Origin of the sequence: Flavobacterium defluvii (assembly GCF_900129555.1) — a bacterium.
GTDB classification, from domain to species: Bacteria; Bacteroidota; Bacteroidia; order Flavobacteriales; family Flavobacteriaceae; genus Flavobacterium; species Flavobacterium defluvii.
Genome location: NZ_FQWC01000005.1, coordinates 137,028 through 150,516 on the forward strand (window position 1 = coordinate 137,028; position 13,489 = coordinate 150,516).

Sequence of the window (13,489 nt, forward strand, 5' to 3'; positions counted from 1 at the left end):
TTATACAAATCTAAGAAATGTATCAATATGTAACTAAAAACTGTCTTTTTTTATCTCTATTTTTTTACTTAAATTACTAAACATGTTATTTTGGTTCATAAAGCATAGCGGTGCATAAACAGTTTTTTCTTTCCTTGATCATTAATATTGGGCAGTTTACACATGTTTTACAACTTTCCCAAAACATTTCATCAGATGTAAGATCAGAAAATGTAACCGGTTCAAAACCGAGTTCATGGTTCATTTTCATTACGGCACGTCCTGAGGTTAAACTAAAAATACGGGCGTTGGGGTACATTTCGCGGCTCAATTCAAAAATTTTCTCTTTAATTCTTTTAGCAAGTCCTGTATGCCTGAACTCAGGAGCAACGATTAATCCTGAATTAGAAACATAACTGCCATTTTCCCAAGCAGAAATAAACGAAAAACCTGCCCATCTTCCATCTGATGCAAACGCAATAATAGCTTCTCCTTTTTTCATTTTTGTCTCGAGCAGTTCTGGAGAACGTCCTGATATACCCGTTCCCCGCTCTTTTGCAGAGGATAAAGTCACTTCGCAGATTTGTTTAATCCAAAAAGTATGAGCTGATCTGGCTTTTTCAATAGTAAATTCAACTGGATTTTCATTTTCTTCAACAGGTAAAATTGATTTTATATTACAAAATGAATTAGAAAAGAAACTTTTTTTAGGAGTTAAGTTTATTTTAGGATCAATTATCGGGTTTATAATTTTCATAATCTTCAATAAGTTTATTAATTATATGTGTCCTAAATTATTTGAGAGATCAGCAAAACAGCAATAAAGGAAACGATACTAAACACCATTACATTTATTATTCGATCTTTATTTTTAAGTGATTTATTAGATACATATAGTTTCGTAAGTTCTTTTTTTCTTGTTTTATTTGCTTTCATATTGTTTCTGTTTTTTCTTGTGCAAAAAACAAATCATATGCCAGAGCAAACCAAAACCATTCAAAGCACTAACTATGAACCAAATACAAAACACAGAATAGTTTTATCTGCAAAAAAAATTATCAAATTGATATGATTTACTATTCAAAATGAGAATTAGGACTTAGAATTTTTAATTCTGGAATTGGCAATTATTGTTGTAACATTAAAAAAAATATCTAGTTTTCAAATTTTGAAAGGAATGTTAAATAAAAAAGCTACTCGGTTTGAGCAGCTTTTCTTAAACTTTTTAAAATCAATACGATATTGGAAAATGTTTAGTGCGTTTTAAAATATTCAGATACATTTGGTAAGGTTGCTAAATTTAACTCTAATTCGGTTTTGCCTCTATCAGCAAATGCACCTATAGTGAAAGAACCATATGAAAAAAGACTTAGTTCAGCCTTTCCATTTTCTACAGTAAGTAAACGGAAAGGAGGATCTCCAAAAGTATTATGTAATGCTAAAAGTATTATTTCACCAGACTTTAATGGATTATCAGCATTAGTAGATTCAACTTTTATATTAATCATAAAGAAGCCTTTAGAGCGTTCGATTACTTCTGCAGATAATTGTCTTTCGTTATTTATTGCATTTCCGCCCCATTGACCATGCTGCGGATCATTTATGTTCATGCTTAATCCTTTTTCTAATTTTTTTTGTGCATTGTTAATCATATTTTTAACATACGATTTAATATTGCTCTCTGATTCATTCACATCTTCCCTATTTGCAATTTCTGCACTCTTAACTTGTATATCTTCAATAGGAATTTCTGGTTTATTAGCAATTTTTAAAAGTTCCTTTGTTACGTTGCCTTTTACATCCACTTCATCTTGTAAAACAGTAGTCACTTCTTTTAGCTTTTCATTTTCATTTTTTGTCTCTTCAAGTTTTTCATTTACTTTAACTAATTCTTTTAGCATGTTATCATCTACTGTTTTATATTTTAGTGATAACACAAGCCTCATATAATTATATCCAATATATAATCCTAAAATTGAAAAATAAACCAAAATGCACATGGCATAAATATCAACATAGCTTTGACCGTTAGAATCTTGTTTTAGAAACTGACCTAAGCTGTTAAGATATTTTGGAATTTGTTTTAGGTTTACCAAACCCAAACCCACAATAATTTTTGTAAGCCATTCCGAAATTTCAACAAGACTATTATTTAAAGTATAATCGCTTGAATCTGTTGTATTCCTTTTTGGCATCCCAAAAAGTGTTCCGGTAAAAAAACCACATCCCAAAGATGCCATACCAAGCAAAATACCAATAAAAATTAGAGAAAATCCACTCACATTGCTTGACAGGGGAAAACCAACAACACCTATTAACCCAACTGTTAAGCTTATTAAAAAAGATTTTAAAATTGAGGTTTCAGCTCCTAATATAATTTTAGTTTGATCCATCATTTCTTTTTTTACATGAAAAACCATATTGAACTTTCAAATATAAATATTAATAAAAATCAACAGCTAAGTATTTATACCTGTTTATTTTTTAACAGCTTTATTTATAGAGTATTAATGTATGGGTAAAATCTAAATAAGTATTTGAAATGTTTAGGTTTTTACTTTTATGGAAAAATACTTTTCAAGGGAAAATGTCCAAACCAAGTAGGAATGTTTTAATTCTATTAAAAAACCAATGCGATTAGAAAACAAAAAAGCTCCTCAAATTGAGGAGCTTTTCGTGAACGCAGAAGGATTCGAGTGATATTTTTATAAATCTCTTTTAGAATAGAAAGCTAAATCCTTTATTTGATTTAGAAGAAAAACTATCTTCAAACTTTTTTATTTCATTTTTAAGATATTCCTCATATTGATTTTTCATAAAGCTTCTAAAAATCTCGATATTTTCTTTTTCTCTTGTATCAATCAATGCCTGAATATATTCTTGTTTATCCTCACTATTTACAATTGCTAAAGGAAGATCATAAAAAGCCTGAATATAATTCATAATTAAACGCGAAGTTCTTCCATTTCCATCATAAAATGGATGAATACTAACAAGGTTAAAATGTGCATCAAAAGATAAATTCAATTTTTCATCTATTGATAAATCAGTATTCATTTGTGAATTAATTGATAAAACTAATTCATTCGTTAATCTTTCAACCTTATCGTAATTAGGAAAATACGACACGCCAGCAGTAACATTTCCTTTTCGAAACATTCCTTTACTAGCATCTACTTCTCCTAAAATAGTATTGTAAATTCCTCCTGTACTCTTCATCACATAAGAATTAATCTCTTTTATTAATTCTGTTGTAACAGCAGTTTTATTTCTTGCTTTGTCAATTATAAAATGTAAGGCCTTAAAATGATCAGTAACCATTAAAGTGTCGTTAACAGGCTTTCCTTTTGGAGTCAAACCATCGTCTAGGAGGATTTGAGTTTCTAATTCTGTTAAAGTAGAACCTTCAATTTTTGTAGAGTGATGACTTATGGAAATTAAATTGAATTTCTCATAATGTAATACATCAGCTATTCCTAAACTTTTATATTTTAATATAAGAGATTCCATTGGTTCAGAGTTTAATTTCTAGTATAAAAATACAATACTAAAACCAATAAAATAAATAAGTTACCGAAAAACAGAACTATTGAGTAAAATTTTTATAAAATTGACTAGATTGTAAAAAACAAAAAAGCTCCTCAAATTGAGGAGCTTTTCGTGAACGCAGAAGGATTCGAACCTTCGACCGCCTGCTTAGAAGGCAGGTGCTCTATCCAGCTGAGCTATGCGTCCATTATTTTTAAAACTTTATCGCTTAAAGTTTTTGTCGGGGTGGCAGGATTCGAACCTGCGGCCTCCTGCTCCCAAAGCAGGCGCGATAACCGGGCTACGCTACACCCCGAGGCAAAATTAAGCGGAGAGACAGGGACTCGAACCCTGGCGACGGTTACCCGTCGACAGATTAGCAATCTGCTCCATTACCGCTCTGGCACCTCTCCAAGCTCAAGGAAACGTGTCCTATTTTGCGGTTGCAAATGTAGAACAACATTCTATTTCTCGCAACTATTTTTGCGCTTTTTTTTATCTTTTTTTAAACTTTTTTTTAAAACACTTCACAATCAAACAAATAGAATTAACAAAAAATTCATCTTAAATTTAAATTCTAAACCTATTTGCCCAAAATTTGAATTTATTTAAATAAAGAGTAAATTTGCTGTACTAACTATTATTAAACAGAAGATGAACAAAAGAGTTGTTATCGTTTCTGCCGTTAGAACACCTATCGGAAGTTTCATGGGAGGGTTATCTACCGTACCCGCACCAAAATTAGGCGCTGCTGCTATAAAAGGAGCCCTTTCAAAAATTAACCTTGACCCAAAATTAGTTGATGAAGTTTTCATGGGGAATGTAATCCAGGCTGGAGTTGGACAAGCTCCTGCGCGCCAGGCTGCACTTTTTGCCGGATTATCAGAAGAAGTTGCTGCCACAACAGTAAACAAAGTCTGTGCCTCTGGAATGAAAGCTGTAATGTTTGGTGCTCAGGCAATAGCTTGCGGAGACGCTGAAATTGTAGTAGCCGGCGGTATGGAAAGCATGAGCTTAATTCCGCACTATGTACAAATGCGTGCCGGAAACAAATTTGGTCCTGCCACAATGCTCGACGGAATGCAAAAAGATGGTTTAACAGATGCTTACGACAACAACGCAATGGGAGTTTGCGCTGATTTATGTGCATCTGAATACAACATCAGCCGTGAAGAACAGGACAAATTTGCTATTCAGTCATATGAGAGAAGTGCAAAAGCCTGGGATTCCGGAAAATTCGACAACGAAGTAGTTCCTGTTGAAGTTCCGCAAAGACGTGGCGAACCTGTTATCTTCGCAAAAGACGAAGAATATACGAATGTAAAATTAGATAAAATCCCAACCCTTGCTCCTGTTTTTACAAAAGACGGAACAGTTACAGCTGCAAACGCTTCGACAATTAATGACGGTGCTGCTGCTTTAGTTTTAATGTCTGAAGAAAAAGCTGCTGAGTTAGGAATTAAGCCTTTAGCTTACATAAAAGGTTACGCCGATGCTGCGCAAGAACCAAAATGGTTTACAACTAGTCCCGCAAAAGCTTTACCAAAAGCTTTAAACAAAGCAGGAATTGCAATCAGCGATGTTGATTTCTTCGAATTTAACGAAGCCTTCTCTGTAGTAGGTTTAGCCAATTCAAAAATATTAAATTTAGATAACGATAAAGTAAACGTAAACGGTGGTGCTGTTTCATTAGGACATCCTCTTGGAGCTTCCGGAGCGCGTATCATTGTAACGTTACTAAATGTTTTAGAACAAAACAATGCTAAAACCGGAGCTGCTGCAATTTGCAACGGCGGCGGTGGCGCATCTGCTATTGTTATCGAAAGAGCTTAAAAATTATAAATCAATCAGGAGTTATTTTATAAATCAAATAACTCCTGATTTTTCAAACTAATACATATTATCTAAATGTTCGGAATCTGCAATCTTGCCATAGTACCCGTTCGATCTGAGCCTAGCGACAGAAGCGAAATTGTTACACAACTTTTATTTGGTGAACATATCCAAATATTAGAACGTCAAAATCAATGGGCCCGAATAAAAATTCAGTTTGATGATTATGAAGGCTGGGTCGATTCTAAACAATATCAGGTAATTTCTGAGGAACAATACAATCAATTAAGCAAAGAGCCTATAATTCTAAACGCTGATTTAATTGATTACATCACAGCTCCGGATAATTTATTGTTACCAATTCCACTTGGTGCTTCTTTAGCATTTTTGAATAACAGCGAAATCAATACTTCTAATTTTGATTTTGAAGGAACTAAAACCAGTGGTCTAAAACCTAAAAGCGCGTTAATAAGCACTGCATTTATGTACCTGAATGCTCCATATTTATGGGGTGGAAAAACACCTTTTGGAATCGATTGTTCTGGTTTTACCCAAATGGTTTACAAATTAAACGGATATAAAATTCATCGTGATGCATCGCAGCAGGCACTTGAAGGAGAACCTTTAAGTTTTATTGAAGAAAGTGAAGTTGGCGATTTAGCTTTTTTTGATAACGACGAAGGCAACATCATTCACGTGGGAATCATTATGGAAAACAATTACATCATTCACGCCAGCGGTAAAGTTCGTATTGACCGTTTAGACCATTTAGGAATCTACAATCCAGAACTTAAAAAACACACGCATAAATTACGTGTAATCAAGAAGATTATTTAAAAAAACACAAATTGCACAAATTAACGCAGATTAAAAATCTTTTTAATTTGTGAATCCCGATAGCTAAGTGGCAGAAAAAAATTTGTGCAAATTCGTGTAATTCGTGTTTAAGCACTAACACGAATCGTCTTTCTAAACTCAGAAGGGCTATTTCCTCTTTGCTTTTTAAAGAATTTATTAAAGTGACTTTCATCAGTAAAACCAAATTCATACGCAATTTCGTTAATACGCTTATCACTAAATTGTAAACGATGTTCAATCAGTTTTGTTTTATAATTACTAATATATTGCTGCATCGTTTCGCTGGCATGTTTCTTAAAATAACGTCCTAAATACGTATTCGAAATTCCGAAATAATCACTAATAGATTCAGCTTTAATCTTTTCAGGATAATAAATATTAGTTTGGATATATTGCAGAATATCCATTGCTCTGGCTTCGGAACCTACATTTACCTGTTCAGGTAAATACTTCGCAATATTTCTAGCCACAATAATGATCAGGGTATTAACCAATTGCTGGATCAATTCCTGATTGTAAACATCTTTATCCTGATGTTCACGGCAAATAGCTTCAATCATTACTTTTACCAAACATTTATCGGCATCATTTTTTAAAATACAACCCGGCTGATGATTGGCATTCTGAAGAATATATTCTAATCGCTGAATATTTTCATTTTGCAGACTCGAATTCTTCAAATAAATGTCGTTAAATCTCAAAAAGAAAAACTTCGTTTTGGTTTCAATTGTAAAATTATGACAATCTTCCGGCGTCAATAAAAACATATGTCCTGCATCATAATTAAAAATATTTTTATTGATACACTGTCTTCCTGTTCCGTCTAAGATATAAACCAATTCAAAGAAATTATGACGGTCGCCAACATCCGGATATTCATCCAACGTTTCAAAAGATACAGTAAACGGTTCGTATAAATTTTCTTTTTTCATAACCTGAAGAATTAATTGAAGTTGCAAATTTACATAAAAAAGACAAATATATACAAATTTACACTTGTAAAAATGGTATAATTTTGCCAAGTGAAATTTAAGACATAAAAACACAATATTATGGAATATAGAAAATTAGGCAATACCGAACTCGAATTATCAACCATTACATACGGTGCTTTTGCCATTGGCGGGAACATGTGGGGCGGAAACGAAAAGAAAGATTCAATCGATTCGATTCACGCTTCAATAGATCACGGCGTTACTACAATCGACACTGCTCCTTTTTATGGATTTGGTTTAAGCGAAGAAATGATTGGTGAAGCTTTAAAATCTCAGGATCGTTCAAAAGTACAATTGCTAACTAAATTTGGTTTGGTTTGGGACGGAAGCAATAACGGAAAAGGTGATTTCTTTTTTGATGCTGATGATAATGGCAAAAAAATACCAATTTATAAATATGCTTCAAAAAGCAACGTAATAAAAGAAGTCGAAGAAAGTTTAAAACGCCTTCAAACTGATTATATCGACTTATTACAAATTCACTGGCCAGACTCTACTACTCCAATTCAGGAAACTATGGAAGCTTTAGAAATCCTTATCCAACAAGGAAAAATAAGAGCTGCCGGAGTGAGTAATTACAGCGCAGAACAAATTAAAGAAGCACAAAAAACAATTCAGTTAGCTTCAAATCAGGTTCCATTTAGTATGCTGAATCAGAAAATTCAAACCGATTTGGTACCGCTTACGATTCAGGAAAATATTGGAATAATTGCTTACAGCCCAATGGAAAGAGGTTTATTAACCGGGAAATATTTTACAGACAGTAAACTAAAAGAAAACGATCACAGAAATGGATATTTCGGTCAGTTTGATCTTCAAAAAGTAAAAACTTTGGTAGAAGAATTAAGTTCATTAGCAAACGCAAAACATATTTCAATTTCTCAATTAGTTCTTCGCTGGACAACTTTACAAAAAGGAATTACAATCGTTTTAGCCGGAGCAAGAAATGCAGAACAAGCCATTTCAAACGCCAAAACAATGGATTTCGATTTATCAGCTTCAGAATTGGAATTTATCAATCAGGCAATTTCGAAATTAAAATAATATTTAAACACATAGAAACATAGCGTTCTTTGTCTATAAAGGTGTTTCACTTGCATTAACAAACATAGATAACAAAATCTTGTCATTCTGAGGAATAACAAACTTTGAGAACTATGTGTTAGAAACTAGTTTCTTTCAATTCTCTTTTCAAAGAAAAAAAATCTATGTCTCTATGTGTTTAAAAAACAAATCTCAAAAAATTAAATAATTAGAATTTGGGCGTGCCCCTCCGGGTCGGGCTATGCGTTTCAATCTTTTATGCCTCGTTAAAAAACGAGACACAAAAGGATTTCCACTCCTATCCCTCACGCGTCACGAATTCACTAGAAAACGTAAAATGAAAAAAATATTTATTATCAACGGAAGTCAAAACTTTGCCCATTCAGGTGGAAAATTCAATGAAACCGTTACAAATTGGACAATCGAATTTTTAAAAAGCAAAAATTACGAAATAAAAACAACCGATATTAAACAGGACTTTAACTTAGAAGAAGAAGTAGAAAAATTTGTTTGGGCAGATATTGTGGTCTATCACACACCTGTTTGGTGGTTTCAATTACCAAATCTTTTCAAAAAATACATTGACGACGTTTTTACTGCCGGACACAACAAAGGAATTTACAAAAGCGACAGAAGAAGCCGGGTAAATCCAGACATTAATTACGGAACAGGCGGACAATTGCACGGACGTAAATACATGCTCACCACAAGTTGGAATGCACCTGCAACAGCTTTTACCCTACCTGGAGAATTCTTCGAAGAAACATCTGTTGATGAAGGAGCTATGTTTGGCTTTCATAAAATGAATAAATTTGTAGGTATGGAAAAACTAAACGGTTTCCATTTTCATGACGTTGAAAAAGGTGCAACTGCAGAAAACATTGTCATCTTCAAAGAAAATTATACCAAACATTTAGAAGAAACCTTTAAAAACTTATAATTATGATCTCTATCACCGCAATTATAAAAAGTAAACAGGAAAATCTTGAAGAAGTCAAAAACTTAATTAAAAACCTGGTAACAGAAACCAGAAAAGAAGATGCCTGTATTCGTTATGATCTTCATAATACCGAAAATGTTTTCATCATTTGGGAAGAATGGAAAGATCAGCCGGGACTTGATATACATAACAATCAGCCATATTTAGTTGATTTTATCTCAAAAAGCGAAACCTTTTTATCTGCTCCAGTTCAGGTTTACAAAACGGTTCAAATTTTATAAACTTTTTTTCGCCACGAATTCACGAAATTTAATTCTCAATTCGTGGCGAAAAACTATTTAATTCCCCCAAAAGCGCCGAAACACATATTTTTATGCAAGATTTCGACTTTTGAAAAACCTATCTTTTTCATTAAATCCAATTGATAATTCATAGATCTCGGAGAATCTTCTTTTTCGATATAATCCAAAACTTTCTGGCGGTACTCTGCTCCTCCTATTTCTTCTAAATATTCACCATAACGCTGCCAGGTATATTCGTTCAATAATTCTGTATCCTGCGTAATCAAATCAGAAATCATAAGACAGCCGCCCGTTTTCAACAATTTAAATAATTTGGAAAAAGTTGTTTCCCAATCTTCATCATCCCTTAAATGATGCAAAACAGCGCCCGCCATGATAATATCAAAACTGTTTTCTTCTAAAGCTATTTCTCGAATATCGCCTTGTTTTATTTCTACTTTTCCGTTCGTTTCTGCCGAAACTCTTTGAAAAGCACGATCTAGCATTGGTAAACTCAAATCGACTAACGTACAATTCAAGTTTGGTACTTTAGATAACATTTTTAAAGTATAATTTCCAGCACCACAGCCAACATCCAAAACATTTTTAGCATTCGGAACAATACGTTTTGAAGCTTCGGTTATTAATTCTAAAGAAATAGCGGCATCGATTGTAGCGACTTGCCCCGTTTCTAAATTTGAAAATCGTTCGACATCATTGTCAAATCGTTCTTTGATTTCTTCAATAGTTGATTTTTTCATGATCTTTGTTTTTTATCACTCACAGATCAAACAGATTGAGCTAATCTTTTTGCTATTATATGATTGGAATATTATTATGATTAAGATGATTTATCTAAAATTAATAATCTGCTGTACCTGCCCAATCTGCGAGAGACTTATTTTTTGCTTTTTCAAAACTATCTTTTTCATAAATACTTTAAAAATACTATTTTTATCAATTAACAATACTTTAAAAGTATCATGGAATTACGTCACTTAAAATATTTTCTGGCTGTAGCCGAAGAACTCAATTTCACCAAAGCCTCTGAGAAACTTTTTATATCTCAGCCTCCATTAAGCCGTCAAATTGCAGAATTAGAAGAAGAACTTGAGGCAAAACTTTTTATAAGAAATAATAAAAAAGTAGAATTAACCGAAGCTGGAAAATATTTTAAAGAAGAAATAAAAGCACTTTTTCAGAATCTGGAGCATATTTCAGCGAAAACAAAAAAAATTGCCGAGAATGTTTCGGGCGAATTCAGAATCGCTTACATCAGTTCAATTTATTCTGCTGTTATTTCAGATTTAATCAAACATCTCAAAGCACAGTTTCCGTATGTCAATTTCAAGCTTTTTGAAATTTCAACTACCAAACAAATTGATGCTTTAGAATTGGGAAAAATCGAAATGGGAATTATTCGTTCGCCAATAAAATCGCCTAAAATACAATCTCATTTATGGTTTAAAGATGGATTTTCGTTGGTTTACAATAAAAAATCCGTTCAGATAAAATCAGAAAATGAGATTTTAAAACTGAAAGACGAAACTTTTGTTTTTTTCAATAAAGACTATGCGCCGCATTATCATGAAGTTTTGCTCCAGCTTTGTGCTTTTTATGGCTTTGAACCAAAAATTATTCACGAAGCAAACAACATTAATTCTATTGTACAATTGGTAAAAAACGGATTAGGAATTTCGATTGTCCCATCGAATATTGCAAAAAACAATCAGGATCCTGAGATTGGTTTTATTGAATTGAAAAAAGTAAATCTTTATACTAATGTATCAATAATAACTTCAAAAGACGATAATTCTGAAATAACGCAATCTGCTGTTGAGTTTTTGTTGCCACAAAGGAGCTAGGAGGCTAAGTTTTTTTAATCTCGCAAAGTTTTATTTACTAAATGCAAAAAATAAATTTCACGCAGATTCAGCAGATTTTAGCAGATTTATTTTTAAAAAATCATCTGCAGAATCTGCCTAAATCTTATAAAATCTGCGTGAAATAAAAACTTAGCCTCCTAGCGCTTTCGTGGCCATAACAAAAAATCGTTACAATTTAGTACAGAAATCCGCATCATAAAAAGAGAAGTTTTAAATACCTTAGCAAATTATAATTCTACACATAAAAAAAATCAATAAAATGGCTGAACAATCTTCAATTCAGTGTCCAAATTGCGGAACTCCTATCGACGTAAATGATGTTTTAAAACATCAGCTGGAAGATAGTATTCGCAAAGAATTTCAACAAAAAGCCAATATTCAAAACCGTGAGTTAGAGCTAAAAAATGAACAATTGGACAAAGCCAAAGCCGAATTTGAAGCCAAAAAGAAGCAGGAAAATGAACTTTTTGCTGAACGTTTAGAACGTGAGAAAAAAACAGCGGAAAAAGAAATTTCAGAAAAACTGAAAGCCAAACTCGAAGAAGAAAATAAAGACCGTTTGCTTTTAATGGAAAAAGAACTCTCTGAAAAATCAGAAAAAATCAGGGAATTAAATAAAATGGAAGGTGAAATCGCAAAATTACAACGCGAAAAACTTGAAATGAAAGAAGCTATTCAGGCCGAAGCCGAAAAACAATTGAATGCACAACTGGCTTTGGAACGTGAAAAAATCAGAAAACAGGAAGACGATAAAAACGAACTAAAATTCAAAGAACTTCAAAAACAGCTGGAAGAACAAAAAAAGCTGACAGAAGAAATGAAACGCAAACAGGAACAAGGTTCTATGCAGTTACAAGGCGAAGTAATGGAATTAGCGATTGAAGAATGGCTGGCAAATAATTTCCCTCTCGACAGCATCGATGAAGTTAAAAAAGGTGCAAATGGTGCCGATTGTCTTCAGATTGTAAACACGCGCGAACATCAAAATTGCGGTTCTATTTATTATGAAAGCAAAAGAACAAAAGCTTTTCAGCCTTCCTGGATCGAAAAATTCAAAAACGATATTCGTACCAAAAGGGCCAATATTGGAGTTTTAGTCACTGAAGTTATGCCGGCTGGAATGGAACGTATGGGCATGCGTGACGGAATCTGGATTTGTACATATGAAGAATTTAAAGGTTTAAGTGCCGTTTTACGGCAGTCGCTGATTCAGATAAATCAAGCCGTACAGGCGCAGGAAAACAAAGGCGATAAAATGTCGATGCTGTACGATTTTTTAACAAGCAACGAATTCCGTTTGCAAATTGAAGGAATTGTAGAAGGTTTTACTCAAATGCAAAACGACCTGGAAGCTGAGAAAAGAGCCATGCAGAGAATTTGGAAACAACGCGAAAAACAAATCGAAAAAGTAGTTCATAATACTCTGGGAATGTACGGATCTATTCGCGGAATTGCCGGAAATGCAGTTCAGAGTGTAAGAGCTTTAGAACTGGATTTTATTGAAGGTGATGATGACGAAGAACCAAAAGAATTATTGGAATAAAAATATGAGATAGTACGCGGATAATCCGTTGAACGGAAACGATTCAACACAATAAAAAAGGCTTCGAAATCAATCGAAGCCTTTAGTTTAATTAGCCCTTTTTAAAAGACATTGTCAATCCAAACTGATTAGAAAGATACAGTTTGTTATTTTCGATAGAATAACTAGAAGTCGTTCTTAACAATTGTAAAAACTCACCTTCTTTTTTAGCATCGCATTTTTTAGTTTCTGAAGTTACATTTGGAAACTTAAGTTTTCCCGCACCGTCTGATAACAAACTTCCTTTAATGCCGTTACATCCTGTTGAACCAGAAAAACTTGATGAAGCCAATTGTAATGTTGGAGAAATTGAAAAATCTTTATTAGTAATTAACTTTCCATTTAAATTCTCTAAAACCCAGGTTTGTTGTAATTTCTTTTCGATTGCGTTTTCATTTGCTGACGCTGTAGAATTTGTAGTCTTAGTTGATTTGCAGCTGCAAGCTAATGATACAGCAATAAATAACATTAAAATCTTTTTCATGTAAAATAAATATTTATAAGTTTTATTTTACAAAAATATTGCAGCACTAAGCCATCTTTATGTTACTATAAGTTATTTT

The 13,489-nt window shown here is 33.0% G+C and carries 13 protein-coding genes and 3 tRNA genes; 7 read left to right on the top strand and 9 right to left on the bottom strand.

Annotated elements, in window-relative coordinates; all coding sequences use genetic code 11:
• Nucleotides 1-85: 85 nt before the first annotated feature.
• The 6 genes from BUC29_RS12630 to BUC29_RS12655 all read right to left on the bottom strand — a co-directional run bounded on the left by BUC29_RS12630 (nt 86) and on the right by BUC29_RS12655 (nt 3,920).
• A complete protein-coding gene (locus tag BUC29_RS12630) occupies nt 86-736 on the bottom strand; it encodes a GNAT family protein (RefSeq protein WP_139260512.1) in 651 nt (216 codons plus the stop codon).
• A gap of 496 nt (nt 737-1,232) precedes the next feature.
• Nucleotides 1,233-2,399 carry a pYEATS domain-containing protein gene (locus tag BUC29_RS12635; protein ID WP_073416539.1) on the bottom strand — a complete coding sequence of 389 codons (1,167 nt, stop codon included), beginning with the start codon at nt 2,397-2,399 and terminating at the stop codon, nt 1,233-1,235.
• A gap of 298 nt (nt 2,400-2,697) precedes the next feature.
• Nucleotides 2,698-3,489: a Fic family protein gene (locus BUC29_RS12640; protein ID WP_073416540.1), complete on the bottom strand. Its 792-nt coding sequence runs from the start codon at nt 3,487-3,489 to the stop codon at nt 2,698-2,700.
• 151 nt (nt 3,490-3,640) lie between these two features.
• A tRNA-Arg gene (locus BUC29_RS12645) sits at nt 3,641-3,714 on the bottom strand.
• 34 nt (nt 3,715-3,748) lie between these two features.
• Nucleotides 3,749-3,823: transfer RNA gene (locus tag BUC29_RS12650), tRNA-Pro, on the bottom strand.
• Between the two features lie 13 nt (nt 3,824-3,836).
• Nucleotides 3,837-3,920: transfer RNA gene (locus BUC29_RS12655), tRNA-Ser, on the bottom strand.
• Between the two features lie 241 nt (nt 3,921-4,161).
• Here BUC29_RS12655 and BUC29_RS12660 point away from each other — a divergent pair.
• Together BUC29_RS12660 and BUC29_RS12665 are read left to right on the top strand one after the other, a co-directional pair.
• Nucleotides 4,162-5,340 carry an acetyl-CoA C-acyltransferase gene (locus BUC29_RS12660; RefSeq protein ID WP_073416541.1) on the top strand — a complete coding sequence of 393 codons (1,179 nt, stop codon included), beginning with the start codon at nt 4,162-4,164 and terminating at the stop codon, nt 5,338-5,340.
• Nucleotides 5,341-5,415: 75 nt separating this feature from the next.
• Complete coding sequence (locus tag BUC29_RS12665; RefSeq protein WP_073416542.1) at nt 5,416-6,177, top strand: C40 family peptidase; 762 nt, start codon at nt 5,416-5,418, stop codon at nt 6,175-6,177.
• Between the two features lie 107 nt (nt 6,178-6,284).
• On the opposite strand, the gene BUC29_RS12670 is transcribed toward BUC29_RS12665, so the two are convergent.
• Nucleotides 6,285-7,130, bottom strand: a complete 846-nt coding sequence (locus BUC29_RS12670; protein WP_073416543.1) for an AraC family transcriptional regulator — start codon at nt 7,128-7,130, stop codon at nt 6,285-6,287.
• Nucleotides 7,131-7,250: 120 nt separating this feature from the next.
• On the opposite strand from BUC29_RS12670, the gene BUC29_RS12675 reads away from it, so the two are divergent.
• The 3 genes from BUC29_RS12675 to BUC29_RS12685 all read left to right on the top strand — a co-directional run bounded on the left by BUC29_RS12675 (nt 7,251) and on the right by BUC29_RS12685 (nt 9,458).
• Nucleotides 7,251-8,237, top strand: a complete 987-nt coding sequence (locus tag BUC29_RS12675) for an aldo/keto reductase (protein WP_073416544.1) — start codon at nt 7,251-7,253, stop codon at nt 8,235-8,237.
• Between the two features lie 337 nt (nt 8,238-8,574).
• A complete protein-coding gene (locus BUC29_RS12680) occupies nt 8,575-9,177 on the top strand; it encodes an NAD(P)H-dependent oxidoreductase (RefSeq protein WP_073416545.1) in 603 nt (200 codons plus the stop codon).
• A gap of 2 nt (nt 9,178-9,179) precedes the next feature.
• Nucleotides 9,180-9,458, top strand: coding sequence for a putative quinol monooxygenase (locus tag BUC29_RS12685; RefSeq protein ID WP_084538645.1), 279 nt, complete (start codon nt 9,180-9,182; stop codon nt 9,456-9,458).
• Between the two features lie 53 nt (nt 9,459-9,511).
• Here the strand turns inward: BUC29_RS12685 and BUC29_RS12690 are convergent, their stop codons facing one another.
• Entirely contained in the window at nt 9,512-10,219 is a 708-nt protein-coding gene (locus BUC29_RS12690) for a class I SAM-dependent methyltransferase (RefSeq protein ID WP_073416547.1), read from the bottom strand.
• 222 nt (nt 10,220-10,441) lie between these two features.
• Between BUC29_RS12690 and BUC29_RS12695 the strand changes: the two genes are divergently transcribed.
• Together BUC29_RS12695 and BUC29_RS12700 are read left to right on the top strand one after the other, a co-directional pair.
• Nucleotides 10,442-11,323 (top strand): LysR family transcriptional regulator, encoded by an 882-nt coding sequence (locus BUC29_RS12695; protein WP_073416548.1) that lies wholly within the window; start codon nt 10,442-10,444, stop codon nt 11,321-11,323.
• A gap of 280 nt (nt 11,324-11,603) precedes the next feature.
• Complete coding sequence (locus BUC29_RS12700) at nt 11,604-12,887, top strand: DUF2130 domain-containing protein (RefSeq protein ID WP_073416549.1); 1,284 nt, start codon at nt 11,604-11,606, stop codon at nt 12,885-12,887.
• 91 nt (nt 12,888-12,978) lie between these two features.
• Here the strand turns inward: BUC29_RS12700 and BUC29_RS12705 are convergent, their stop codons facing one another.
• A complete protein-coding gene (locus tag BUC29_RS12705; protein ID WP_073416550.1) occupies nt 12,979-13,410 on the bottom strand; it encodes an META domain-containing protein in 432 nt (143 codons plus the stop codon).
• Nucleotides 13,411-13,489: the final 79 nt, after the last annotated feature.

Bases quoted from the DNA above. Each gene is read 5' to 3' on its own strand.
- BUC29_RS12680 (WP_073416545.1), top strand. From the start codon at position 8,575: ATGAAAAAAATATTTATTATCAACGGAAGTCAAAACTTTGCCCATTCA.
- BUC29_RS12690 (WP_073416547.1), bottom strand. From the start codon at position 10,219: ATGAAAAAATCAACTATTGAAGAAATCAAAGAACGATTTGACAATGAT.
- BUC29_RS12630 (WP_139260512.1), bottom strand. From the start codon at position 736: ATGAAAATTATAAACCCGATAATTGATCCTAAAATAAACTTAACTCCT.
- BUC29_RS12705 (WP_073416550.1), bottom strand. From the start codon at position 13,410: ATGAAAAAGATTTTAATGTTATTTATTGCTGTATCATTAGCTTGCAGC.
- BUC29_RS12675 (WP_073416544.1), top strand. From the start codon at position 7,251: ATGGAATATAGAAAATTAGGCAATACCGAACTCGAATTATCAACCATT.
- BUC29_RS12700 (WP_073416549.1), top strand. From the start codon at position 11,604: ATGGCTGAACAATCTTCAATTCAGTGTCCAAATTGCGGAACTCCTATC.
- BUC29_RS12635 (WP_073416539.1), bottom strand. From the start codon at position 2,399: ATGGTTTTTCATGTAAAAAAAGAAATGATGGATCAAACTAAAATTATA.
- BUC29_RS12640 (WP_073416540.1), bottom strand. From the start codon at position 3,489: ATGGAATCTCTTATATTAAAATATAAAAGTTTAGGAATAGCTGATGTA.
- BUC29_RS12665 (WP_073416542.1), top strand. From the start codon at position 5,416: ATGTTCGGAATCTGCAATCTTGCCATAGTACCCGTTCGATCTGAGCCT.
- BUC29_RS12695 (WP_073416548.1), top strand. From the start codon at position 10,442: ATGGAATTACGTCACTTAAAATATTTTCTGGCTGTAGCCGAAGAACTC.
- BUC29_RS12670 (WP_073416543.1), bottom strand. From the start codon at position 7,130: ATGAAAAAAGAAAATTTATACGAACCGTTTACTGTATCTTTTGAAACG.
- BUC29_RS12685 (WP_084538645.1), top strand. From the start codon at position 9,180: ATGATCTCTATCACCGCAATTATAAAAAGTAAACAGGAAAATCTTGAA.
- BUC29_RS12660 (WP_073416541.1), top strand. From the start codon at position 4,162: ATGAACAAAAGAGTTGTTATCGTTTCTGCCGTTAGAACACCTATCGGA.